The following is a 24,373-nucleotide window of genomic DNA, read 5'->3' on the forward strand; positions in this document are numbered from 1 at the left end:
GCCCCGCTGCTGGTAGAATTCTATCCATTACTTAACTACTATAAGCGCTTTAATTAGCTCCTAGTTGGAACTTTGAGGGACACATGCGTACTAGCCAATACTTACTTGGAACACTAAAAGAAACACCTGCTGATGCCGAAGTTATTAGCCATCAATTAATGCTTCGCGCCGGTATGATTCGCAAAGTAGCTGCTGGTCTTTATACTTGGACACCAACAGGTTTACGAGTTTTACGTAAAGTAGAGCGTGTAGTCAGAGAAGAAATGGAACGCGTTGGTGCGCTAGAAGTATTAATGCCTATGGTTCAACCCGCTGATTTATGGCAAGAATCTGGTCGCTGGGAAGATTATGGTCCTGAACTACTTAGATTGAAAGATCGTAGTCATCGTGATTTTGTGCTGGGCCCCACACACGAAGAAGTCATTGCTGAACTCGTTCGAAAAGAAATCAATAGTTATAAGCAATTGCCTATGAACTTATTCCAGATCCAGACTAAATTTCGAGATGAAATTAGACCTCGTTTTGGCGTCATGCGGGCGCGTGAATTTATCATGAAAGATGCTTATTCCTTCCACTTGGACCAAGCTAGTCTTCAAGAAACTTACGATGCAATGCATGCTGCTTACTGCCGTATCTTTGAGCGTTTAAACCTAGATTATCGCCCTGTTATCGCTGATACAGGATCCATTGGCGGTCACTCCTCTCACGAGTTTCACGTATTGGCTGATTCTGGTGAAGATGATATTGCATTCTCTGATAGTTCTGATTACGCCGCGAACGTTGAAATGGCCGAAGCTATAACACTTCTAGCCGAGCCACCAGCGGCAACCACAGCTATGGAGAAAGTCGCCACCCCAAACGTTAAAACTATTGCTAGCCTAGTTGATGAGTTTGGTATCGCCATAGAACAGACCGTAAAAACTCTTATTGTTCATGGCTGTACCGAGGGGTCGCTAGTTGCACTTATGATACGTGGCGATCATCAGTTAAATGAAATAAAAGCAGCAAAACTGCCACAGATCGCATCACCGCTCGTGTTCGCAAATGAAGAAGAAATTGTGGCCGCCATTGGCGCAGGCCCGGGCTCTCTTGGACCTGTTGGGCTTCCAATTCCCTTGATTATTGATCGCAGTGTTGCCGTTATGGCAGATTTTGCTGCAGGCGCTAACGATGATGGCTATCATTACTTCAATATCAATTGGAACCGTGATGTTCCGCTACCAGAAGTAGCAGATATCCGCAACGTGGTTACAGGCGATCCTAGCCCCTGTGGTAAAGGTAACCTTTTGATTAAACGCGGTATTGAGGTGGGTCATATCTTCCAATTAGGGAAGAAATACTCAGATGCAATGAAAGTTGGTGTCCTTACTGATAGCGGTAAACATGAAACGTTAATGATGGGATGCTACGGTATTGGAGTTTCTCGAATTGTCGCAGCAGCGATTGAGCAGAACCATGATCAATTCGGTATCAAATGGCCAACGGCACTAGCTCCTTTCCAAGTAGTAATCGTACCCATGAATATGCACAAATCGTCACGAGTACAAGATACTGCAGAAAAATTGTATAAAGACCTTCAAGCACATCATGTAGATGTACTTTTTGATGACCGAAAGGAAAGACCCGGCGTTATGTTTGCGGATATGGAGTTGATTGGAATTCCTCACCAATTAGTGATTGGCGAACGTAACCTTGATGAAGGTTTGATTGAATACAAAAGCCGAACAACTGGTGCAAAACAAACTATCGCGATTGATGATGTTGTTAGTTTTCTTATGTCGCAATAAGTTTTAAAACCGGCCCGCAAGCCACAAGAACCAGATAAAAGCAAAGCCCTGCAGCTGAATCAGCTGCAGGGCTTTCAATTTAAGTCAGATCACTAGGGCAACTATTAAGCAAAAATTACGCGGGCCAGCTATGGAAATAACATCAGTATTAGCGCTAATATAAAGTTAATCCTACTAATTAAACCTTTAACCATGGATAAAAATAATAACAACACGATTTCATGGAAAATGATGTTAGGGGCTTTGATTAAATTCATCCCTCGTTTACCTATTTTTTTCTGCACTCTTGTTAAATTAGCATGGGCTAAAAAACATCACCGTGGCTCTACGGGATGGTTTCTACAGCAAGCAGCTCGCCGATATCCCAAACGTATTTTTTTGAAGACTCATGAGGGCAACTTTACTTACGAAGAATTCAACAGCTGGGTTAATCAATTAGCCCACGCACTTGCTACCTATGGTATCAAGGACGGTGATTGTGTCGCGTTACTTTTTAATAATTCGGCTGCACAGCTAGCTTGGGCATTTGCAATCAATAAACTTGGAGCAATAGCTGGCATGCTTAATTCAAAACAACGACAAGAAGCTCTCGCGCATAGTATTAAGGTATTGCAGCCCAAGTTATTAATCAGCCAAAGTGCTTACGCCGAGGATGTAGCAATTCTTAACCTAGATCTTCAATGTGCACTTGATTCTAGAGTGGAATGGAACCAATTAAGCGCTGCCGCGCGAGCTTGTTTTTCCACTGATTTAACGCCCCTAATTAAGCCTGAACATCAACATAATCCAAGCCAAACCGAGACCATTACTTTAGCTCAGCATTGTTTTTATGTGCTTACTTCTGGCACTACCGGTTTACCTAAAGCTGCAGCCATGACCCATTTTCGCTGGTATAAAGCCGGTATCGGCTTCGGCCATATGGCGCTGAGATTGAAACAACAAGATACCCTCTACAACACCCTGCCGCTTTATCATAATACGGCTTTATCCATAGCATTAAGTGCCGTGGTCATGAGTGGTAGTTCGATGGCATTATCTGAACGATTCAGTGCCTCAGGGTTTTGGCAGGATATCAAAGATTTTCAAGCCTCCGTTTTTGTTTATGTGGGAGAAATGTGCCGGTACTTACTAAATCAGCCGACACAAGCCAGTGATAACCAGCATGGTATTCGTGCCATTATTGGTAACGGGATAAGAGCTGAAATCTGGGATGAGTTACAGCAACGTTTTGGTATTCGTCATATTTGCGAACTATACGGTGCTAGCGAAGGCAATGTAGGCTTTGTTAACGCCTTCAACTTAAAACGTACTGTCGGTTTTTCACCCATGACATATGCTGTTGTCGCATTTGATTTTGAACGCGAAATACCAGTACAAGATGATCTCGGCTATTTACAACCCGTAGCAAAAGGTGACGTTGGCCTTTTACTAACAAAGGTTTCATCGAAAGCTCCCTTTGATGGTTACACGAATAATCCCCAAGCTAATGCTGAAAAATTACTGGCAGATGTTTTTAAACCCGGCGATTGTTGGTTCAATACGGGTGACCTCGTTCGACATCAAGGGTTTCGCCATATTGCCTTTGTCGACAGAACGGGTGAAACCTTCAGATGGAAGTCAGAAAACGTTGCCACCACAGAAGTTGAGGCACAAGTAGCTCGTGTTACCGATATCATTGAAGCTGTAGCCTACGGTGTAAAAGTACCTCATGCCGAAGGTAAAGCAGGTATGGTTAGTCTTGTTCTAGCACAGGGTCGAGAGTTCAATCCTCAAGAGTTCTTTCAAACCATCCGCAAGCACTTACCCGAATATGCGTTACCTCGCTTTATTCGGCTTCGTCAACATCACGAGCTGACGACTACTTTCAAGATGATGAAAACTCAATTGAAGAAAGAAAGCTTTAGTTTAGCCAAGGTGACCGACCCATTGTATGTGTTAGTTGATTTAAAACATGGTTATCAGCCCCTTAGTACCCAGCTTTATGAGGCTATCCATCAAGGTTTAATCCAACTAAAATAGAACAACCCAACAGGTTTATAAACACTCATTAACGCTTATATTGAGTCGGACAGTAAGCTCGGCTTACAGCGGGGTCTCGTAAGTGCTCATGCTTAGTGACACGACCACTAACCCGTTGACGCCACAATTTAAAACTAGAAGGTTTGAGTTGCCGCCGCATGAGCGAGATAACAGCTTGCTCATCCATACCGTATAGAGTTTTGATTGCCTCAAACGGAGTTCGGTCTTCCCATGCCATCTCGATAATTCGTGATAATTCTGAAGGTTCAAGCTGATAATCCCAGTTATTCCCTTTACTCATACTTGTTTGCTCTTTTGTGATGCTTCCCACCACAATTACGCTCAAGCTTTATTTTTAGATTAGTTATCAAGTATCACTTACTGCCTACTAGCTCGACTTTCCCTGACGCCAAGTGAGTAGTGTTAGAGGAATAACAATTAATAGACTCCCTAGATAAAAACGTAAATCGGGTTGCTCGGCAAAAAACACGAATCCTAAAAGAACGGCACCTATCAATCCTGTGTATTCAGCACTGGTTATCTTATTACTATCGGCAGCTCGGTATGCATACACGCATGTTGCCGCATAAATCATCGCAAAGCAGCTCGACCCTATAGCTAACCAAAATAAGTACCAATCAAAAGTAGCCCCCTCAATAAGGGTCAACACCAAGGTGGTAGGAATACCAAGTATGTTAGTCAGATAAAGAGTATCAATGATACTATGTTCGACCGGCAGTTTCTTAATCAGTAGATTATTAATAGCTAAACTTGCAGCCACCACCAAAGCCGCCAAAACAAAGATATTTCCTTCACTAGGATTAACAATAACTAGTACGCCTAGCATACCTAAAGCCGCTGTACCTAATGACCAGAGAGTAACCTTTTCTTTGAAAAAAACACGTGCAAATACCACCGTAATCAGTGGTGCTGCATAAAAAATAGCATTCGCAGTAGCCAAGGGTAAGGTCGTTAGTGAAATAACCATAAATACCGCGCCAAATAAGAAGATATGAGCACGAGTGGCATGCCAGCGTAATTTTTGAGGTAGTAACGGTCGACGTAAATAAAGCATCACAGGTAGTAATAACAAGGCTGCACTTAATTGGCGCAGCAGCACAAACTGAAAGGGTGCTTCAAAGCCATCAAGTAACTTAATTAAGGAGTCAGATAAAATCGCAATATTGTTGCCAAAAATTAATAACAACACGGCTAGAATAAGCGAACGATCCACGACTAACTCCTCTTTAACTAACAGACTTTGGCTTGTTGTTAGATTGTACTATCGTGGTGATATTACTTATAATGATATTAATTAAAATAACTATGAGATTTTTGGATAATGAGTATCCCTTTACGCGCTATTCACTATTTTGTTGAAGCGGCTCGTGCTCAAAGCTTTTCTGTGGCGTCCCAGCGCTTACATGTCTCGCAGAGTGCTGTAAGCCACCAAATAAAAGGGCTTGAGGATTTCCTCGGGCATCCATTATTTGTCCGCAGAGGGCGAGATATCTTGCTTACGGCTTTAGGTGAGCAATATCTACAACAAGTGGCACCAGCCATTGATACTATCAGTCACGCCAGTATCGATATGAAGCAACAAAAATCTCGGCAGCTAAAACTAGCGTTGCATGGCTCGTTAGCGGTCAAGTGGCTGATTCCAGCATTAGATGACTTTCGCCTGCGTTATCCTAATATTGATCTATCACTGCAAATGCTCACTCAAGACGGACGTTTTGATACACAGTTTGCCGATTGTTTTATTACGACTCAACCACCTCGATCCGGCTTTACTCAATATCATTTATACGATGAGAGACTCAAACCCTATTGTGCCAAACCCCTTTGGAGCGAAGCACAGCAATTGCGAGAGCCTCATTTATTAACGCAATTCCCATTATTGTCGGCCGCATCTGTATTCAGTTCCAACCAGCCCGGCGAGGATTGGCGACGGTGGTTTGCTGCGGTTCAGCAACCCTTACCAGCTCATACTAAAATTCATCACTTTAGTCATGTTTTATTAGCGGTTGAAGCGGCTAAATATGGCCAAGGAATTGCCCTACTTAATGAATTTATGACCAGTACTGCTGAGCGTGCCGATAGCTTGTACGAATTACCTTTACATAGTATCCGCACCGACGATAGCTTTTACTTTGTTTATCCAAATCAAGCCGCTAAGCGGATTGGTCTTGAAGCTTTAGGCAAGTGGTTGGTTGCGCTTTGCAAAGAAAAAAGTTTGTGATCATGATCTAGGTCAATTGGTTTGACCAAATTCAAAGAGCTCGCTTGTAAACAAGTCTGTAGTGCGGATAATGAAGTCTCGATCATTAAGGAGGCTTAGTATGTCTTACTCCGCAACGTCGCAAGTAACTGTCACCTGTCACTCTGATGCTATGCAAGTCTTGTCTAAGCCTCAGCTTTTTAGCAATCAGGTATCGCAACATCTCTCAGTACCGAACGGCATGGATGATGAGCAGCATCAAACCTATCGGCAACTGATTGAGCCTTTTTTTTCAACGACTGCCATCGCTCAGTTTCAGCCCGCTTGTCGTGCTTTGATAGAGCGCCAAATAGCAGCCTTAGTTGACCACGCAGATGGTATGACTATCGATTTTATCACAGCTTTTGCTCGTCCCTTTGCGTTGGATATTCAATGGCTTTTTATGGGTTGGCCAGACGATTACAAACCGCTTATTGAGGCTTGGTTACAAGCCCAACAGCAGGCGCAACGCCAACAAGATAAATCGGCTATGGTAATGCTTGCGGCCGAATTTGAGCAACACATAGCCACGTTGGCCAAGCTAGCTCAACAACAGTCACAACCAACGGTGATGCGTCAACTCACCGAATTAAGGATTCACGGCCGAGCACTTAGTTTAGCCGAATTAACCAGCTTAATTCGAAACTGGACGGTAGGAGAATTAGCAACCATTACCGCCAGTGTCGGTCTTATAACCGGCTATTTGGCGCAACATCCGCAGCTCCAACAGCAGCTACGCAACAACGACTTACCGCTGCGCGAAAGTATTGATGAAATACTACGTATTCATGCGCCCTTGCCTAGTAATCGACGACGCACTCGTTGTCCTGTACAACTTGCTCAGCAAGAGCTTCCTTCAGCAACTCCGATAACCCTAGTATGGCCAGAAATACAGCGGGATGCTGCCGTTTTTCCACAGCCATTGACATTCAATCCGCAGCAAAATGCCGCACATAACTTACTTTATGGTGCTGGAGTTCATGTCTGCCCCGGTAAACCCTTAGCCCAACTGGAACTAGAAACATTTACACGTATTTTGCTAGAGCGGGTATCCTGTCTAGAATTAGCCGGCCAGCCAACATGGTCTAACTACCCTGCTACCGGCTTTAGCTCGTTACCGCTGAGACTAAGTGCTTAAGTTGTCATCAAAAAAGCCTATCTCAGTCATCGATAATTCTAGCTATCTAACTTGTGTGTGGGGCGCTATAGTCTATAGTCATAAAGTGCAGTGAATGGTGCTGATCCTTTGTATTATCGGATACTTAGATGCACCACAAGCTAATTTCGTCAGAGTTCTTTGCAGCTCAAAATGAAGAGGAACAGCTATGGATAATAAATCAGCTTCAAGTGGCAAATGCCCCGTGATGCATGGTGGCAATACCAGCTCGAGTAAAACAGTGATGGAGTGGTGGCCTAATGCTCTTAATCTCGACATCTTGCATCAGCATGATAGCAAGACTAACCCGATGGGAGCAGACTTTAATTATGCCGAAGAATTTAAAAAATTAGACTTAGCAGCTGTTAAAAATGATCTGAAAGCACTCATGACCGACAGCCAAGAGTGGTGGCCAGCTGACTGGGGTCATTATGGTGGTCTTATGATCCGCATGGCGTGGCACTCGGCTGGTACTTATCGTACCGCGGATGGTCGTGGTGGCGGTGGTACCGGCAATCAGCGCTTTGCTCCCTTAAACAGTTGGCCAGATAACGTCAACCTTGATAAAGCACGTCGCTTATTGTGGCCTATCAAGAAAAAATACGGCAACAAATTGTCGTGGGCGGATCTTATGATTCTGGCAGGAACCATGGCTTATGAGTCAATGGGGCTTAAATCTTATGGCTTTGCTGGCGGCCGCGCTGATATTTGGCATCCTGAAAAAGATATTTATTGGGGTTCTGAAAAAGAATGGTTAGCTGAAACGGCGCAACGTTACAGTGACGATCAGGACCGTGATAGCTTAGAAAACCCTCTAGCAGCAGTGCAAATGGGATTAATTTACGTGAACCCTGAAGGGGTTGATGGCAAGCCGGATCCATTACGCACAGCTCATGATGTCCGCCGCACATTTGCACGGATGGCGATGAACGATGAAGAAACCTGTGCTCTTACCGCTGGTGGGCATACTGTGGGCAAATGTCACGGCAATGGCGATGCTACTAAGTTAGGTGCTGAGCCTGAAGCGGCTGATGTAACCGAGCAAGGCTTAGGCTGGAAAAACCCAGCCGGTAAAGGTCACAGTGGAAATACCATTACCAGCGGCATTGAAGGGGCTTGGACCACCCATCCAACGCAGTGGGATAACGGCTACTTCTATCTCTTGCTGAACTATGACTGGGAATTAAAGAAAAGCCCAGCCGGTGCTTGGCAGTGGGAACCCATCAATATTAAAGAAGAAGATAAACCAGTTGCTGCCCATGACCCTAGCAAGCGTTATAACCCAATTATGACCGATGCCGACATGGCCATGAAAATGGACCCTGACTATCGTAAGATTTCAGAGCGGTTCTATAACGATCCTGAATACTTCTCTGAAGTGTTTGCCCGTGCTTGGTTTAAATTAACGCACCGAGATCTAGGACCAAAATCTCGCTACCTAGGCCCTGATGTACCGGCTGAAGACTTGATCTGGCAAGATCCTATTCCTGCGGTTGATTACAGCCTCAACGATACCGACATTGCCGAGCTTAAACAGCAACTTCTTAGTAGCGGCTTAAGTACAAATGAACTGGTAGCGACGGCTTGGGATAGCGCTCGTACTTTCCGCGGCTCGGATTATCGTGGCGGAGCTAATGGTGCGCGAATTCGTTTAGCACCGCAAAAAGATTGGGAGGGAAATGAGCCTGAACGTCTCCAGAAGGTACTAAAAGTACTCGAGAGTATTCAAGCCGGCTTCCATAAACCAATTAGTTTAGCGGATCTTATTGTCTTAGGTGGTACTGCTGCAGTTGAGCAAGCTGCACAAGCAGCAGGGGTCGATATTAAGGTACCTTTTGCCCCAGGTCGCGGCGATGCAACCGATGAGATGACTGATGCAGAGAGCTTCGAGCCACTAGAGCCTGTGCATGATGCTTATCGTAACTACGTGAAAAAAGATTACGTAGTAGCACCCGAAGAACTCATGTTAGACCGCACCCAACTCATGGGCCTAACAGCACCTGAGATGACGGTTTTAGTTGGTGGCATGAGAGTACTAGGCACCAATTTTGGTGGTACCAAACATGGTGTATTTACTGACCGTGAAGGTGTCTTAAGCAATGACTTTTTTGTTACCTTAACTGATATGTCCTATACATGGGAGCCCGCTGGTAAGAATCTTTACCACATTAAAGAGCGTGCGACCGGAGCTACCAAGTATTCCGCAACACGGGTTGATTTAGTCTTTGGTTCTAACTCAATCTTACGGAGTTATGCAGAGGTTTATGCGCAAGATGACGCACAAGAAAAATTTGTGCATGACTTTGTGAAAGCTTGGACCAAAGTCATGAATGCAGATCGCTTCGATTTAATCTAAATCGACAATGCGCTAAGCTAGAACCCGCGTTGGCAAAACCATCGCGGGTTTTTTAATAGATAGAGGCCTATCATGTCAGCGTCATTTACTACCGAACTCAGTTATTGTCAGCTAGCCAACGAATTTTCGACGAGTTGCTCACCCAGCCCTGTATCGGCGCCACAATGGCTAGCTTTTAATCAGCCATTAGCGGCCGAGCTTGGCTTACCCGAAGCTTTTTGGGGGACTGAAGCCGGCTTGCAACTCTTTGCTGGTAACCAAATGCCGGACTGGGCCCAGCCCCATGCGCTAGCCTACAGTGGTCATCAATTTGGTCATTTTAACCCGCATTTAGGTGATGGCCGCGCCATTTTACTGACGGAAATCGTGACCCCTGAGGGACAACGTTTTGATCTGCAGCTAAAAGGCAGTGGCCGCACCCCCTACTCTCGCCGCGGCGATGGCCGCTCTGCCATCGGCCCAGTGATACGAGAGTACTTAGTTAGCGAAGCCATGCATCATTTAGGCGTACCTACGACGCGGGCGTTGGCTGCAGTCGCGACAGGCGATTGGGTACAGCGTGAACAAGCCCAACCCGGCGCAATTTTGGCACGCGTAGCGCGCAGCCATTTACGTGTAGGTACCGCCCAATATGTCTTAAATTTAAATAGTGCGGCTAAGCTTAAAAGCTTTGCCGATTACCTTATTGAACGGCATTACCCAGAGATTATACTCCACCATGCGCCTGGTTTTGCTCGCTATGATGCGCTCCTTAGCGCAGTTATCGACAAGCAAGCACAATTAATTGCACGATGGATGAGTTTGGGTTTTATCCATGGCGTTATGAACACAGATAACATGAGCTTAGTTGGTGACACTATTGACTACGGCCCCTGTGCCTTTATGGAAGCCTACAACGAACACCAAGTGTTTAGCTTTATTGATAAACAAGGGCGCTACGCCTACGCCAATCAACCTGCAATGGCACAATGGAACCTAGCTCGGTTTGCCGAAACCTTGCTACCTATCATGACCGCTAACGATGCAACTGAACCAGAAGCAGCCATCGCTGCTACCATAGAAAGAGCTACCGAGCTGGTCATGGGCTTTAGTGACAAGTACCAACAGTATTATCAAGCTTACTTTAGCGCTAAAATCGGGCTTAGCCCAGACCATCCAGACGCCAGCAACTTAGTTCAACAGCTACTTGCGATAATGCAACAGCAGCACATTGATTTCACCCTCGCATTTCGTTACCTAGGAGATACGGAGCCAAATCGACGCAATCAACTGTTTAGTGATAGTGCGTCATGGTTAACTTGGCAACAGCAATGGCAGCACGCGACTGCGAGTATTCCGGCGCATCAATTACAGCGCCAACTTAATGAGGTTAATCCAGCTCTAATACCGCGCAACCATTTAATTGAAGCCTGTATTAGTGAGGTAGTTAAGACAGGTTCCCTTGCTCAATTTGTTCGATTACAGCAAGCCTTCGCACAGCCATACCAAGAACGAGCAGAATACGCAGATTTAATGCCGCCGGCTACTGCGAGCCAGCAGGTTACCACAACCTTTTGTGGTACCTGAAAAAAAGCTGGATTGTTCTAAACAGTTTGGTTATCCTTGCAAACGCAGTAACAACATTATAACAAGGAGTTTTAGCTTATGACTGAGCAATCAAACACGACAGGACAACCGAACCCAGAACCAGCAGTCACAATGAATTCAACAACAGTTCATACCACTAATACTGTAGATCAAGACCAGAATAAAACCCTGACACTGGTCATTTATATTCTGCAATTAGTGTCTTGCTTTGTTGGCTTCACCAGCATTGTGGGGATTATTATTAACTACATTAAACGAGCTGAAGTTCGTGGCACTTACTTAGAGTCACACTTTACTTGGCAAATTCGCACCTTTTGGTGGATGTTAGTGTGGTCGCTCATTGGTTTAGTCACTACCTTCTTTGGCATCGGCGTTATCGTGCTATTGGTCGCAGCCGTCTGGTTTATCTATCGCGCCGTACGTGGCTTACTAAACTTGAACGATAACAAACCTATGCCGGTATAAGTTACTTACTTACGTTTCTAACTTTTGACCAAATCTCCCAGCAGTTGCAATGCATGTGGTTGTTTTGCACTGCTGGTTTTATCACCGCCGCGGCGAAGCTATTTTAGTGTTCAACGGAAATAGCGTTTAAGTACCACCAGCGGCCCTGTTCTCTAATAAATTCAGACTCTTCTTCCATTTCTGCAATACCATCTTCAGCTGCAAAGTAAGCAATAAAGTGCACGTAGCCACGATTTCCTTGGCTACCACTAGCAATGATTTGTAACTGAAGCCAAACCGGATTATCACTGAGTTCTAACTGCTCTGGTCGAGTGGAGGGATGCCAAGTAGCAGCAATATATTCCACTAGGTTGCGAGCAAATGCACTGTAGCGAGACCGCATCAGTTGCTCTGCTGTGCGTGGCAACTTGGTGCCAGTATGAAAAGGCCCACAGCAATTGGCATATTTTCCGCCACCGCAGGGGCACTTCTTACCCATATTCTTGGCTGGAAGATTAATCATAGCGACCACCTCGTCGGTTCTTGCGTGAGGCCGCAGTAGCTTGACGCTCTGAGCGCGAACCCGCTGATGCTGAAGCGACTTTCTGCGGCTTCGGGCGCCGACTTTTATGTCCCGCTGGTGCTAATCCAGTAGAGCCTTCAATGGCCGCCATAATATCAGCCAACTCGGCAGCATTTAGATTGCGCCATTGACCCACTTGAAGAGCACCTAGACGCACGTTCATAATGCGAGTTCGCTCTAATTTGCGCACCTCGTAGCCGAAGTATTCACACATCCGACGAATCTGTCGATTCATACCCTCAACTAGCGTTAACCGAAACACAAACGACGACAGTTGCTGTACCTTACAACGCTTGGTCATGGTTCCTAAAATAGGTACACCGTTAGCCATTCCCTTGATAAAATCGGCGGTAATAGGCTTATGAACCGTCACCACGTACTCTTTTTCGTGGCGGTTACCCGCACGCAATATTTTGTTAACGAGATCGCCATTGCTGGTAAGAAATATCAGCCCCTGCGAGTCTTTATCTAACCGGCCAATGGGAAAGATCCGCTCTTTGTGGCCGACAAATTTTTGGATATTCTTAGGCTCAGCTGAATCGGTTGTGCTTACAATACCAACGGGCTTATTTAACGCAATGAAAACGAACTTATCTTTATTTTGAGCTGCTACTAGGCGGCCATTCACTCGCACTTCGTCGCTAGGCCCCACCTTGTCACCCACCACCGCAGGACGACCGTTAAGTGTCACTTGGCCTTGCTCAATAAAGCGATCTGCCTCGCGGCGTGAGCACATACCACTTTCGCTGATAAATTTATTGAGACGCACGGCATCACGTGGAGATGATTGGTTGACTTGCATAGGTTAAAAAGCACCTTAATAGACGAAGATATCCGCTAAAGTGTATCAGAATCCGTGCCTTTAGATGAACTAAAAGCGACTAGCCAACAACAATCCATTCGCGCTTGTTGGCTAGCCTAGTAACACCGCTAAGCCCCGGTGTTGTAGTTTTAGTCTTGTGGTACGCGCACCCAGCCTTCCATCAGCACCCGAGCGCTACGGCTCATAATGGCCTTGGTCACCGTCCATTCACCATCCACTTGAGTAGCTTCAGCTCCCACTCGTAAAGTGCCTGATGGATGGCCAAAGACAACTTGGCTACGGTCGCCGCCGCCAGCAGCTAAATTAACCAAGGTACCTGGCACAGCTGCTGCTGTTGCGATCGCAACTGCTGCTGTTCCCATCATGGCATGGTGCAATTTACCCATCGACATAGCCCGTACCAACAGATCAATGTCACCAGCATGAATTGCTTTACCACTGGCTGAAACATAATCTGCCGGAGCAGCCACAAAGGCAATCTTAGGAGTGTGCTGACGTGCCGCAGCAGCCTCAATAGAGTCGATTAACCCCATTTTAACGGCACCGTAGGCGCGCAGCTTTTCAAACATCAACAAGGCTTCAGCGTTCTCGTTGATGGCTCCTTGTAATTCAGTGCCGTTGTAACCAATATCTGCGGCATTGACAAAAATCGTCGGGATACCCGCATTAATAAAAGTTGCTTGCAACTTGCCAAGCCCTGGCACCTCAAACTCATCAACCAAATTGCCCGTGGGGAACATTGCTCCACCAGCACCGTCTTCATCAGCTGCAGGATCAATAAATTCAACCTGCACTTCTGCCGCTGGGAACGTAACTCCATCTAGTTCAAAATCACCGGTTTCTTGCACTTCACCGTCAGTAATAGGCACATGCGCAATGATGGTTTTTTGAATATTTGCCTGCCAAATACGAACGACACAGATGCCGTTCGACGGAATCCGTTCAGCATCAACCAGACCATTGCTAATTGCAAACGAACCTACGGCTGCCGTTAGGTTGCCACAGTTACCACTCCAATCTATAAATGGTTTGTCGATAGCAACTTGTCCGAATAGATAATCAACGTCATGGTCACTTCGGCTACTACGGGACAAAATGACCGTTTTACTGGTACTGGAAGTAGCTCCGCCCATGCCATCGGTGTGTTTGCCGTAAGGATCCGGACTACCAATAACACGCAGCAATAATTTATCACGTGCTGGCCCCGGCGTTTGCGCAGCTAGGGGCAAATCATCCAGTTTAAAAAAGACCCCTTTCGAAGTGCCGCCACGCATATACGTAGCGGCAATTTTTAATTGCGGAGCAAATGCCATAGGATTAAACCTCACCAGCTAAAAAGTCTTGAGCAAAACGTTGTAAAACACCGCCAGCTGCATAGATTGACACTTCTTCAGCAGTATCTAAGCGACACTTGGTAGGTACTTTTACCACTTCGCCGTTGGCCCGATGAATCACCAAAGTCATGGTCGCCCCCGGCTGCACCTCGCCCTCCACATCGAAGGTTTCAGTGCCATCAATAGCTAGAGTGTCACGTGTGGTACCTGCTTCAAATTCTAGCGGTAACACTCCCATACCAATTAAATTGGTACGGTGGATACGCTCAAAGCCCTCTGCCGCAATACACTCAACACCCGCCAGGCGAACACCTTTCGCAGCCCAATCTCGTGACGATCCTTGACCATAATCAGCGCCAGCAACAATAATCAATGGCTGCTTACGCTCCATGTAGGTTTCAATGGCTTCCCACATGCGCATCACTTTGCCATCGGGCTCTACTCGTGCTAGAGAGCCTTGAATCACTTCACCTTGATTGTTACGGACCATCTCATTAAAGAGTTTAGGGTTAGCAAATGTTGCCCGCTGTGCGGTTAAATGGTCACCACGGTGAGTTGCATAACTATTAAAATCTTCTTCGGGCAAACCCATCTTGGCTAAATATTCACCGGCTGCGCTGTCAGGTAAAATAGCATTGGATGGCGACAAGTGATCGGTCGTAATATTGTCACCTAACACAGCTAGCGGACGTAGGCCCTTTAAACTGTTCCCTGAAGCAAATGACCCCTCCCAATAAGGAGGACGGCGAATATAAGTGCTCTGTGGACGCCAGTTATAAAGCGGTTCAGTCTTCTCACCATAATCAACGTTCAAACTAAACATAGGGTCGTAAACCGTACGGAACTGTTCTGGTTTAACCGCTTGTTTAACAATGGCGTCAATTTCTTCGTCGCTTGGCCAAATATCCTTTAAGGTAACAGGGTTACCCTGCTGGTCGAGACCTAGAACGTCTTTCTCAATGTCGAAGCGGATGGTACCGGCAATAGCATAAGCCACAACTAACGGAGGTGATGCTAAGAATGCTTGCTTGGCGTATGGATGAATACGGCCATCAAAATTACGGTTACCAGAGAGAACCGCCGTTGAAAATAAATCTCGCTCGATAATTTCTTGCTGGATGTTTGGATCTAAAGCACCACTCATACCATTACAAGTTGTACAGGCAAAACCAACGACGCCAAACCCTAAGGTTTCGAGTTCTGGCAATAAGTTGGCATCTTCTAGGTACATTTTTACCGTTTTTGAGCCCGGTGCTAACGAGGTTTTCACCCAAGGCTTACGGGTTAAACCTAGTTTATTAGCATTACGTGCGATCAAGCCGGCCGCAATCATATTGCGTGGGTTGCTGGTATTGGTACAGCTGGTAATAGCCGCGATAATGACTGCGCCATCAGGCATCAAACCTGCTTCGGGCTGGTCAATATGCTTCGCAATACCACGTGCTGCCAAATCAGCTGTAGGTAGCAACGCATGCGGGTTAGACGGCCCAGCTAAATTGCGCTCAACAGCGGCTAAATCAAAGGTTAATACCCGCTCGTACTCAGCTGCCTTCATGCTATCCGCCCACAAGCCCGTGTGTTTGGCAAAGCGTTCAACTAGCTCAACTTGCTTGTCATCACGACCGGTAAGCTTCAAATAATCAATGGTTTGCTGGTCAATGTAGAACATGGCTGCAGTTGCACCATATTCTGGCGTCATATTTGAAATAGTCGCCCGATCACCTACTGACAAAGCATCAGCACCTTCGCCAAAGAACTCTAAGTAGGCTCCTACCACGCGCTCTTTCCGCAAAAACTGAGTGATAGCTAAGACCAAATCGGTACCAGTGATGCCTGGTTTAAGCTTGCCTGTTAGCTCTACCCCAATAATGTCGGGTAGACGCATGTAAGAGGCTCGTCCCAGCATCACGCTCTCGGCTTCTAGGCCACCTACCCCAACAGAAATGACGCCTAAGGCATCGACCATGGGGGTGTGGCTGTCGGTACCTACACAGGTGTCAGGAAAAGCCACGTTGTCACGCACTTGCACAACTGGCGACATTTTTTCTAGGTTGATCTGATGCATGATGCCGTTCCCTGGAGGGATAACATCAACGTTTTTAAAGGCTGTTTTAGTCCAGTTGATAAAATGAAACCGGTCGTCATTACGACGGTCTTCTATTTCTCGGTTCTTTTCAAAGGCATCTTTCTCAAAGCCAGCATGTTCTACTGCTAGCGAGTGGTCCACGATTAACTGGGTTGGTACCACCGGGTTAACCTTAGCTGGGTCGCCACCTTTAGCGGCAATTGCATCACGTAAACCAGCTAAATCAACGAGCGCTGTTTGGCCCAAAATATCGTGGCATACTACCCGCGCTGGATACCATGGAAAATCCAGATCGCGCTTGCGATAAATCAATTGTTCAAGGCTGGCCGTTAACTCCGCGGGGTTGCAGCGACGCACTAACTGCTCAGCTAAAATTTTAGACGTGTAAGGTAGGCGATCATATGCGCCTGGTTCGATAGCTTCTACCGCAGCACGGGTATCGTAATATTGTAACGTTGTGCCTGGGAGCTGTTGACGAAATTCTTGATTCATGGCGGTCCCCTTAGATGAATAGGACAAAAGTGCTCCGACACACTGAATGTTTGCCGGAGCAACTAAGCTGGTGCGTACGCCGGTTTAACGGTCGGCTAACGCTGGAACTGGGCGCGGTGCAGGACCAGTATAGTCGGCACTAGGACGAATAATACGGTTATTTGCACGTTGCTCTTTTACGTGTGCAGTCCAACCACTTACCCGCGACATCACGAAGATTGGGGTAAACAATTTAGTTGGGATGCCCATGTAATGATAGGCCGAAGCATGGAAGAAATCGGCATTTGGGAACAATTTCTTCTCGCGCCACATCACTTCTTCACAACGCACAGATACATCGTACAGACGGCTATCACCAAACTCTTGCGAGAGCTTTTCTGACCACTCTTTAATGATATCGTTGCGTGGGTCAAATTCGCGATAAATAGCGTGACCAAAGCCCATGATTTTCTCTTTACGCTCTAACATGCCCATCAGCTGTTGCTCAGCGTCATCAGCGTTTTGCATATTCTCAATCAACTCCATTGCGGCTTCGTTTGCGCCACCATGCAATGGACCGCGTAACGAACCAATCGCACCGGTAACACATGAGAAAATATCAGAAAGGGTTGAAGCACATACCCGAGCAGTAAAGGTTGAAGCATTAAATTCATGCTCCGCATACAGAATCAATGAGGTATTCATGACATCCGTGTGTAATTTTGACGGCGCTTTATCATGCAATAAATGAAGGAAATGCGCGCCAATGGAATCATCGTCAGTGGCAGTTTCAATACGTTTGCCATCATGACTAAAGCGATACCAGTACAACAAAATACTAGGGAATGCGGCTAACATCCGCTCAATTTTTGCATCTGCTTCGCTAAAATCTTGCTCAGGTTCGATGTTGCCTAGAAACGAACAGCCGGTGCGCATCACATCCATCGGATGAGCATCAGCAGGAATGCGCTCTAGCACATCTTTCAATGCTTGTGGCAGTCCACGTTGTTGTTTAAGACGCGCTTTAAACTCAGCTAATTGTGTCGCGTTCGGTAACTCGCCACGTGATAATAAGTATGCGACCTCTTCAAAACTCACTTTGTCGGCTAATTCTTTAATGTCATAGCCGTAATAGGTTAGGCCTGAGCCACTTTTACCTACCGTACAAAGTGCCGTTTCTCCTGCTACTTGACCGCGCAATCCGGCCCCTGTTAGTTTCTTATCAACCATGATTAACTCCTTATTATTGAAATCTTAAGGTGATAGCAGCTATTTGCTGACTGCCACCACCCCAATATCGATCTAGTTAAAACCCACTAGCGCTGTTGCTCTACTTTTTAAACAATGAATCTAATTTATCTTCAAAGGCGTGATAATTCAGAAAATCATACAGTTCAGCGCGGGTTTGCATGCTGTCTACTACGTCTTGCTGATGGCCTTTGGCTAAAATGCTTTCGTACACATTTAAGGCTGCTTTGTTCATGGCGCGGAAGGCACTAAGTGGGTATAGCACTAATTCAATACCAACCTCAGCTAGCTCATCTTTGCTAAACAACGGTGTTGCACCAAACTCGGTGATATTGGCTAAAACAGGTACGTTCAACGCATCGGTAAAGGCTTGATAATGTTCTAAAGTATGCACTGCTTCAGCAAAAATCGCATCAGCACCAGCTTCAACACAGGCTTGTGCACGTTCAATCGCTGCGGCGAGGCCTTCTTGCTGAAACGCATCGGTACGCGCCATGATGTAGAACTGATCATCAATGCGAGCATCTACTGCAGCTTTAACTCGGTCTACCATCTCTGCTTGTGACACGATCTCTTTGTTTGGGCGATGGCCACAACGTTTCTGCGCTACTTGGTCTTCAATATGAAAACCTGCCGCACCTGCGCGCGTCATTTCTTTCACCGTACGGGCAATATTAAAGGCTCCGCCCCAACCCGTATCAGCATCAACTAATAAGGGCACATCCGTTGCGCCAGTAATACGTCGAATATCTTCACACACGTCATTCAGTGACGTCATACCTAAATCAGGTAAACCAAATGAAGCATTGGCAACGCCGGCACCCGATAAATAAAGTGCTTGATGGCCAACCCGTGCTGCCATCATGGCGGTGTAAGCATTGATGGTGCCAACAATTTGCAACGGTTTGTTGGCGGCAATGGCTTGGCGAAACTTAGCGCCGGCACTGTGTACTTGAGTCATGTTATTTCCCCAATTGCTGTAGTTTAGATTCAATGTTGCCACGCGAGGCAGCGATGTGGCGGCGCATCAGCAGATCCGCCAGTTCACCATCGCGATTAGCGATGGCATTAATAATAGCTTTGTGTTCATCAAACGCACGCGACACGCGCGGACCATTCATCCCTAATTGAACTCGATACATTCGTACTAAAAAGTACAATTCATCGCATAACATATTGATGAGGTAAGGGTTTTTGCTACCCATAATAATGCGATAATGAAAATCAAGATCGCCCGCCTCTTGATAATAACTTTCACCTTCGCGTACTCGTTGGCTGGTGAGGTGTTGGTCTAGCAACTGGCGCAGCTGCTCAATTTCATGCTCATCCATGTTGGTGGCAGCCAAACGACAGGCTAAGCCCTCTAATTCTTCACGAATTTGGTATAAAGCTTGCAGCCCTGCGGTCGATAAGGTAACGACACGAGAGCCAGCATTAGGCGTTCGTTCAATCAAGTGGCAACGTTCTAGTCGCGCTAACGCCTCGCGCAAAGGCGCACGGCTGACATCAAAGCGCCGCGCCAATTCAGGTTCGCTGATTTTGCTGCCCGCAGCAATGTCACCTGCTACGATCGCCCGTTGAATTTCATGTAAGACGCGATCGGCCGAAGTGATCGGCGAACGCCAGATAGGACTATGTATAATGGCAGCTTCGGTTGTCATGACGTTACCCGATTGATTGTCGACAGTATCTTTGAATTGAGCTTATTCTACGCCCTTGGAAATGGAATTCCAAGGTTGAAATCAATTTTATTGTCGACAATTAAACTAAAGTCGCATGGGTTACGTTATTCATCAAAATGACTAACAAAGGATGTACAACAACATGCATGAAGCCCTAAGCCATTTTTTCGACCTCGGCCAATTCAATTACAGCGCCATACCCGGTTCTCATCATTTAGGCTTGGTGATGTTGTCCTACCTAGCTGCATTAGTTGGTAGCTACACGTCGTTGTTAACTCTCAGCCGAGCAAAAAGCTATCGCCATGCCTTTTATCGCAACTTATGGTTATGGATAAGTGCCGCAATAGCCGGCGTGGCAGTCTGGAGTATGCATTTTATTGGCATGCTGGCATTTCAAATTCCACTGGCCATTCATCATGATACTGGATTGACCATCCTCTCAGTGATACCTGCTATTTTAGCCAATGCTTACGCCCTGCACAGTCAACTACCGGCGCTCAATGATAATGCTCGCCAAACGGCCGCTACGGGCAGAACCATTAGCGCTGGCCTCGTGCTGGGGCTGGGGATTGGTGCGATGCATTATATTGGCATGGCAGCCATGCGTTTTAATGGCGCGTTAGTCTATGACATTACGTGGTTTCTCACCTCCTTAGTGGTAGCACTAAGCCTAGGTATCGTAGCCATGTTAACTTACCGCGGTCTGCTGCGTTTTGAACGTGATGGCCAATTACAACGTCTAGTGAGTCGCTTGTTTCCTGCTGCCATCATCGCCGCAGCCATCAGCGGCATGCATTACACTGCGATGTTAGCGGCCCGTTTTTATAGCAAAGAACTAGCCATGCATGGCCATCAACACGATAACTGGTTGGCCTACGTGGTTTGGTTTAGTCTGATTGCAGCCACGATTGCGGCTACCCTTGGTAGTAAAGTTGACCAACGCTTTTACGCTCATGCTAAATCTCAACGCGAAGCTAGAAAAATGATCCGTACGATGGCCACCCAAGATAGTTTAACTGGCCTAGCTAATCGCGCGCTGTTGCTCGAGCATTTACAGCTTCTAAATCAGCAGCTCAAGCCAAATGCTAGCGCTGGTGCAGCTCACGTTTTAGCAATCTATGATTTAGATAAATTTAAAGCTCTCAATAACAGTTTTGGAAGCAGCTATGGCGATGTACTTCTCCAACAAGTAGCGCAACGTATTCTTGATTGGAGCAACGGCCATTATTTTGTCGCGCGATTGGGCGCCAATGATTTTGCTGTGGTCCTTCCCTGCCGCCAACGCGATGCCAGTGTCGCAGAACAACAAGCTACCTTTGCTAAAATTCAGGCGCTGCGAGATCACCTTCAAGAAGAATACCAATTGGGCCATTATAGCCATCTGAGCACGGTGTCTGTTGGGGTAACCCGCATTGATGCATTCACGGCTCCAGAGACGACTCTGCAACAAGCAAGCTTAGCCCTTGCGCATGCAAAGCAACGACAAACAGGCATTGAATGTTACGACAACGAATTTTCATTAAAAGCGCAACAGCGCTTAGAGCTTGAGGCCGACTTACGTAACGCTATCGAGAAACAGCAATTAGCTTTGTTTTTACAACCGCAAGTGGATGCCGATGGCTCATGGGTAGGCGCAGAGGCACTTCTTCGGTGGCAGCATCCACAACGTGGATTTGTATCCCCTGCTGAATTTATCCCGCTAGCAGAAGAAACGGGGCTTATTATTCAGGTGGGCCATTGGGTGCTAGAACAAGCGTGCGCTATGCTAAAACAGTGGCAATACCACGCGCCCCTGAGCAACCTAGTGTTATCTATCAACGTCAGCGGTATGCAATTTCAGCAGCCCGACTTTGTTGAGCGAGTGCTGAATACGGTTAAACGTTACGGCGTTTGCCCAAGTAAACTTAAACTTGAAGTGACTGAAAGTTTATTACTACATGATGTCGAAGCTGTCGCCGAAAAAATGGCGCAGCTACGTGACCATGGCATTCACTTTGCGATTGATGATTTTGGTACCGGCTACTCATCATTATTGTATTTAGCAGAAATGCCGTTCGAGACACTCAAAATTGACGTTACTTTTGTCCGCGACATGCTAGTGATTCCATCCATGGCGTCAATTGTGGGAGCCATGATCCAGCTGGCTCACAGCTTAGCAATGAATATTGTTGCCGAAGGGGTGGAAACGCCGGCTCAGCGAGATCATTTGCTCGCCAAAGGCTGTGACCTACTGCAAGGCTACTTGTACGCGCCAGCGCTGCCGCAAGCTGAGTTCGAGCAACATTTCGCTACCAGTGCTGATACGGATTAAGTAAGCGGTGGCGTGATGATTTCCGCAGCAGTCTCGGTGCTGCTGCGTTCACTTCTGCTAACACCTAGCTCGGCAGTGCTGCTCTTGTTGGTAAAATCATGGTGCTCAAACACTTCGGTTAAAATAGCTTGTTCTAAATAGCTACGCATTCCAGCTTTAGCCGGAAACCGAACAATTAAGTGTATTTCACCAGCAACGGGAGCCGTGATGGTAACGCGCGGATCCACTGAGGGTACATCTATGCCTCGATGATCGCTCATGCGTTGCATATAGCGCCGGGCAAACTCAAGGATATCGGCACAATGCCGATTAGCCGATTCTAAAAACGCAGCTTGTGCTGCACGCCAGTTGTCTTCACGTTTAAAAGGAACGGTAAACACATGTAAGACAAAATCATGGGTGTAGCTTTCATTAATGATCGGCTCCGACACAAACAACGAATTAGGGATAGCTATCATGCGCCCGGTTCGTTGGTGACTGTGCTTGCCCGGCCCTACTTCTAATAGGGTGGTCGCCAGTAGGTTTTGATCAATCACATCGCCACGAAAATCTTTGATTTGAATTCTATCGCCGATACTAAACGAACTACTGCCGGACTTAACTAAACTGCCCGTTAAGCACATGATGAGTTCTTTGGTTGCCACCACAAACGCCACCGCAATAGCCACAATACCTAGGGCTAAGGTGCGTAATTCTTCCGCCCAGATCAGCATTAAGCCCAGCATCATCAACAGCAACAAACCATTGCGCGTTTGCACTAACCAACGGCGCCTTAATTCGGTAGTACTGACACTTTTGCGAATAAACTTAGCCAATATCGCCCGTACCAATAAAATCGCCGACACTAAAATCAGAGTCGCAATTAGGGGCTTGGTGATGTTACCGGTTAATTCAAATTCCGAGATAACTTGGCTTAAAGTGTCTGCAACTTGCATGGCGGTCTCGTTGATTTACTCGTACAATGTGCTGGTGAACAATCATAATACTTATTGCGTAATAATAACATGTTGATATGGCTATATCCTCTACAGAAACAAGGAGCTTATGATGTTGCAATTACCTTTTACCAAATTTAAACAGTTGGCACTGCAAACCATTGCCGCCAGCAGCCTATTGGGATTAAGTGCCACCGCTGCGGTACAAGCAAGTGAATGGCAATTAGATAGCGAATTATCACAGCTACATTTTGTTTCGGTCAAAAATGATGTGGTTGCAGAAGTGCATCGTTTTACTGACCTACAAGGCCAGTGGCTCGACAGCCAAGTAAGCATCGAAATCCCGGTGATTAGCTTAGATACACTGATACCGATTCGCAATGAACGCATGCTGAAGCACCTGTTTGACTCTGACAATTACACGGTTGTGACTGCCACAGCTACGGTAGAAGAAGCTCCGCTGTTGCGCTTACAAGTGGGCGAGAGCTTACCTCTGAGCTTACCCTTAAGTGTGTTTATTGCCGGCGAGACTGAGAAACTGAATGCCACCTTGCAGGTCACACGCTTGGCGGAAAATCGTTTTTTAGCAACCACCGTACAACCGCTGATGATTGATACTCAAGCGTTTAAATTAGCCGAGGGGATTAATCAGTTACGTGACATTGCCGGATTAAAACGGATTGATTACAGCGTACCTGTGACTTTCTCGGTGCAGTTTACGCGCTAATGGCTGCCCTAAATGTACGTATCGCAACTGCAGCCGATGTGCTGCAGTTAGCTGCGCTAGAATACGACCAGTACGGCGCCGAAGCTTATCCAGCCCCACTCTTCTATCAAGCGCTCGCGCAGTGGCCGCACTTGCAATGGCTCGCAGAGGGCACCGGGCTATCGACTAGGACTGAGCAGTTAGCGGGTTACATCATGGCCGCCCCCGACCAACAACCCGATTGCTGCTGGATCATGTCGGTGCTAGTTAACTCCGCCTGGCGTGGACAAGGCGTAGGCAAACAATTGTTACAAGCATGGCTTGAGCATCTGCCGGCGGGTTATCGTGAAGTAAAGCTCACCGTGGCCCCCAACAATGCCGCAGCCATTGGGCTGTATCAGCAGTTAGGATTTAGCGAACAAGCCTATTTAGCTGACTTTTTAGGCCCGGGCGAAGACCGCTTGTTGCTGAGTTGTTACCTACACCCATAAAATATCCTGAATCAACCCTGTGACAACGGTTGACCAAGTCCGCTTGGTTCTCATATAGTGCTGTTTACATAAGAATTACAAGAAAACGATAACA

At 46.6% G+C, this 24,373-nt stretch carries 20 protein-coding genes; 10 read left to right on the forward strand and 10 right to left on the reverse strand.

Annotated features, from left to right (window positions below):
* Nucleotides 1-83 precede the first annotated feature (83 nt).
* Both ACQ661_RS01615 and ACQ661_RS01620 read left to right on the forward strand, forming a co-directional pair.
* Nucleotides 84-1,787 (forward strand): proline--tRNA ligase, encoded by a 1,704-nt coding sequence (locus tag ACQ661_RS01615; protein ID WP_431667411.1) that lies wholly within the window; start codon nt 84-86, stop codon nt 1,785-1,787.
* Between the two features lie 192 nt (nt 1,788-1,979).
* Nucleotides 1,980-3,806 carry a long-chain-acyl-CoA synthetase gene (locus ACQ661_RS01620; protein ID WP_431667412.1) on the forward strand — a complete coding sequence of 609 codons (1,827 nt, stop codon included), beginning with the start codon at nt 1,980-1,982 and terminating at the stop codon, nt 3,804-3,806.
* Between the two features lie 28 nt (nt 3,807-3,834).
* Here the strand turns inward: ACQ661_RS01620 and ACQ661_RS01625 are convergent, their stop codons facing one another.
* The gene (locus tag ACQ661_RS01625) at nt 3,835-4,107 is read right to left on the reverse strand and encodes a TIGR03643 family protein (RefSeq protein ID WP_431667413.1); all 273 of its coding nucleotides are present in this window, start codon (nt 4,105-4,107) and stop codon (nt 3,835-3,837) included.
* 87 nt (nt 4,108-4,194) lie between these two features.
* Nucleotides 4,195-5,040, reverse strand: a complete 846-nt coding sequence (locus ACQ661_RS01630; RefSeq protein WP_162014497.1) for a DMT family transporter — start codon at nt 5,038-5,040, stop codon at nt 4,195-4,197.
* A gap of 108 nt (nt 5,041-5,148) precedes the next feature.
* On the opposite strand from ACQ661_RS01630, the gene ACQ661_RS01635 reads away from it, so the two are divergent.
* The 5 genes from ACQ661_RS01635 (at nt 5,149) to ACQ661_RS01655 (ending at nt 11,630) form a co-directional block, all read left to right on the forward strand.
* Nucleotides 5,149-6,048 carry a LysR substrate-binding domain-containing protein gene (locus ACQ661_RS01635; RefSeq protein WP_431667414.1) on the forward strand — a complete coding sequence of 300 codons (900 nt, stop codon included), beginning with the start codon at nt 5,149-5,151 and terminating at the stop codon, nt 6,046-6,048.
* A gap of 100 nt (nt 6,049-6,148) precedes the next feature.
* Entirely contained in the window at nt 6,149-7,204 is a 1,056-nt protein-coding gene (locus ACQ661_RS01640; RefSeq protein ID WP_431667415.1) for a cytochrome P450, read from the forward strand.
* Between the two features lie 187 nt (nt 7,205-7,391).
* The gene (katG, locus tag ACQ661_RS01645) at nt 7,392-9,578 is read left to right on the forward strand and encodes a catalase/peroxidase HPI (RefSeq protein ID WP_431667416.1); all 2,187 of its coding nucleotides are present in this window, start codon (nt 7,392-7,394) and stop codon (nt 9,576-9,578) included.
* 72 nt (nt 9,579-9,650) lie between these two features.
* Nucleotides 9,651-11,144 (forward strand): protein adenylyltransferase SelO, encoded by a 1,494-nt coding sequence (locus tag ACQ661_RS01650; RefSeq protein ID WP_431667417.1) that lies wholly within the window; start codon nt 9,651-9,653, stop codon nt 11,142-11,144.
* A 78-nt stretch (nt 11,145-11,222) separates the two neighbouring features.
* A complete protein-coding gene (locus ACQ661_RS01655) occupies nt 11,223-11,630 on the forward strand; it encodes a DUF4870 family protein (RefSeq protein ID WP_431667418.1) in 408 nt (135 codons plus the stop codon).
* A gap of 103 nt (nt 11,631-11,733) precedes the next feature.
* On the opposite strand, the gene ACQ661_RS01660 is transcribed toward ACQ661_RS01655, so the two are convergent.
* The 7 genes from ACQ661_RS01660 to ACQ661_RS01690 all read right to left on the reverse strand — a co-directional run bounded on the left by ACQ661_RS01660 (nt 11,734) and on the right by ACQ661_RS01690 (nt 19,815).
* Nucleotides 11,734-12,132 carry a YchJ family protein gene (locus ACQ661_RS01660; RefSeq protein WP_228759458.1) on the reverse strand — a complete coding sequence of 133 codons (399 nt, stop codon included), beginning with the start codon at nt 12,130-12,132 and terminating at the stop codon, nt 11,734-11,736.
* Nucleotides 12,125-12,994 carry a 23S rRNA pseudouridine(2604) synthase RluF gene (gene rluF / locus ACQ661_RS01665; RefSeq protein WP_431667419.1) on the reverse strand — a complete coding sequence of 290 codons (870 nt, stop codon included), beginning with the start codon at nt 12,992-12,994 and terminating at the stop codon, nt 12,125-12,127. The genes ACQ661_RS01660 and rluF overlap by 8 nt, the downstream gene beginning before the upstream one ends.
* Before the next feature lie 149 nt (nt 12,995-13,143).
* Entirely contained in the window at nt 13,144-14,328 is a 1,185-nt protein-coding gene (gene prpF / locus ACQ661_RS01670) for a 2-methylaconitate cis-trans isomerase PrpF (RefSeq protein ID WP_431667420.1), read from the reverse strand.
* 4 nt (nt 14,329-14,332) lie between these two features.
* Nucleotides 14,333-16,927 (reverse strand): Fe/S-dependent 2-methylisocitrate dehydratase AcnD, encoded by a 2,595-nt coding sequence (gene acnD, locus ACQ661_RS01675; RefSeq protein ID WP_431667421.1) that lies wholly within the window; start codon nt 16,925-16,927, stop codon nt 14,333-14,335.
* 84 nt (nt 16,928-17,011) lie between these two features.
* Entirely contained in the window at nt 17,012-18,136 is a 1,125-nt protein-coding gene (gene prpC, locus ACQ661_RS01680; RefSeq protein WP_110075282.1) for a bifunctional 2-methylcitrate synthase/citrate synthase, read from the reverse strand.
* Nucleotides 18,137-18,236: 100 nt separating this feature from the next.
* Entirely contained in the window at nt 18,237-19,115 is an 879-nt protein-coding gene (gene prpB / locus ACQ661_RS01685; RefSeq protein ID WP_153826082.1) for a methylisocitrate lyase, read from the reverse strand.
* A 1-nt stretch (nt 19,116) separates the two neighbouring features.
* Nucleotides 19,117-19,815, reverse strand: a complete 699-nt coding sequence (locus ACQ661_RS01690; RefSeq protein WP_153826081.1) for a GntR family transcriptional regulator — start codon at nt 19,813-19,815, stop codon at nt 19,117-19,119.
* A gap of 163 nt (nt 19,816-19,978) precedes the next feature.
* Between ACQ661_RS01690 and ACQ661_RS01695 the strand changes: the two genes are divergently transcribed.
* Nucleotides 19,979-22,147 carry a putative bifunctional diguanylate cyclase/phosphodiesterase gene (locus ACQ661_RS01695; protein WP_431667422.1) on the forward strand — a complete coding sequence of 723 codons (2,169 nt, stop codon included), beginning with the start codon at nt 19,979-19,981 and terminating at the stop codon, nt 22,145-22,147.
* Here the strand turns inward: ACQ661_RS01695 and ACQ661_RS01700 are convergent.
* The gene (locus ACQ661_RS01700) at nt 22,144-23,082 is read right to left on the reverse strand and encodes a mechanosensitive ion channel domain-containing protein (RefSeq protein ID WP_110075286.1); all 939 of its coding nucleotides are present in this window, start codon (nt 23,080-23,082) and stop codon (nt 22,144-22,146) included. The two genes, ACQ661_RS01695 and ACQ661_RS01700, sit on opposite strands and share 4 nt — an antisense overlap.
* Nucleotides 23,083-23,191: 109 nt before the next feature.
* On the opposite strand from ACQ661_RS01700, the gene ACQ661_RS01705 reads away from it, so the two are divergent.
* The gene (locus ACQ661_RS01705) at nt 23,192-23,809 is read left to right on the forward strand and encodes a YceI family protein (RefSeq protein ID WP_431667423.1); all 618 of its coding nucleotides are present in this window, start codon (nt 23,192-23,194) and stop codon (nt 23,807-23,809) included.
* Nucleotides 23,809-24,279: a GNAT family N-acetyltransferase gene (locus ACQ661_RS01710; RefSeq protein ID WP_431667424.1), complete on the forward strand. Its 471-nt coding sequence runs from the start codon at nt 23,809-23,811 to the stop codon at nt 24,277-24,279. Before ACQ661_RS01705 ends, ACQ661_RS01710 begins: the two co-directional genes overlap by 1 nt.
* The last annotated feature ends 94 nt before the right edge of the window (nt 24,280-24,373 follow it).

This window comes from Pseudidiomarina sp. WS423, from assembly GCF_050750165.1.
Taxonomy (GTDB): Bacteria; Pseudomonadota; Gammaproteobacteria; order Enterobacterales; family Alteromonadaceae; genus Pseudidiomarina; species Pseudidiomarina fusca.

Coding starts and splice junctions, on each gene's coding strand:
- ACQ661_RS01615 (WP_431667411.1), top strand. CDS start 84: ATGCGTACTAGCCAATACTTACTTGGAACACTAAAAGAAACACCTGCT.
- ACQ661_RS01620 (WP_431667412.1), top strand. CDS start 1,980: ATGGATAAAAATAATAACAACACGATTTCATGGAAAATGATGTTAGGG.
- ACQ661_RS01625 (WP_431667413.1), bottom strand. CDS start 4,107: ATGAGTAAAGGGAATAACTGGGATTATCAGCTTGAACCTTCAGAATTA.
- ACQ661_RS01635 (WP_431667414.1), top strand. CDS start 5,149: ATGAGTATCCCTTTACGCGCTATTCACTATTTTGTTGAAGCGGCTCGT.
- ACQ661_RS01640 (WP_431667415.1), top strand. CDS start 6,149: ATGTCTTACTCCGCAACGTCGCAAGTAACTGTCACCTGTCACTCTGAT.
- katG (WP_431667416.1), top strand. CDS start 7,392: ATGGATAATAAATCAGCTTCAAGTGGCAAATGCCCCGTGATGCATGGT.
- ACQ661_RS01650 (WP_431667417.1), top strand. CDS start 9,651: ATGTCAGCGTCATTTACTACCGAACTCAGTTATTGTCAGCTAGCCAAC.
- ACQ661_RS01655 (WP_431667418.1), top strand. CDS start 11,223: ATGACTGAGCAATCAAACACGACAGGACAACCGAACCCAGAACCAGCA.
- ACQ661_RS01660 (WP_228759458.1), bottom strand. CDS start 12,132: ATGATTAATCTTCCAGCCAAGAATATGGGTAAGAAGTGCCCCTGCGGT.
- rluF (WP_431667419.1), bottom strand. CDS start 12,994: ATGCAAGTCAACCAATCATCTCCACGTGATGCCGTGCGTCTCAATAAA.
- prpF (WP_431667420.1), bottom strand. CDS start 14,328: ATGGCATTTGCTCCGCAATTAAAAATTGCCGCTACGTATATGCGTGGC.
- acnD (WP_431667421.1), bottom strand. CDS start 16,927: ATGAATCAAGAATTTCGTCAACAGCTCCCAGGCACAACGTTACAATAT.
- prpC (WP_110075282.1), bottom strand. CDS start 18,136: ATGGTTGATAAGAAACTAACAGGGGCCGGATTGCGCGGTCAAGTAGCA.
- prpB (WP_153826082.1), bottom strand. CDS start 19,115: ATGACTCAAGTACACAGTGCCGGCGCTAAGTTTCGCCAAGCCATTGCC.
- ACQ661_RS01690 (WP_153826081.1), bottom strand. CDS start 19,815: ATGACAACCGAAGCTGCCATTATACATAGTCCTATCTGGCGTTCGCCG.
- ACQ661_RS01695 (WP_431667422.1), top strand. CDS start 19,979: ATGCATGAAGCCCTAAGCCATTTTTTCGACCTCGGCCAATTCAATTAC.
- ACQ661_RS01700 (WP_110075286.1), bottom strand. CDS start 23,082: ATGCAAGTTGCAGACACTTTAAGCCAAGTTATCTCGGAATTTGAATTA.
- ACQ661_RS01705 (WP_431667423.1), top strand. CDS start 23,192: ATGATGTTGCAATTACCTTTTACCAAATTTAAACAGTTGGCACTGCAA.
- ACQ661_RS01710 (WP_431667424.1), top strand. CDS start 23,809: ATGGCTGCCCTAAATGTACGTATCGCAACTGCAGCCGATGTGCTGCAG.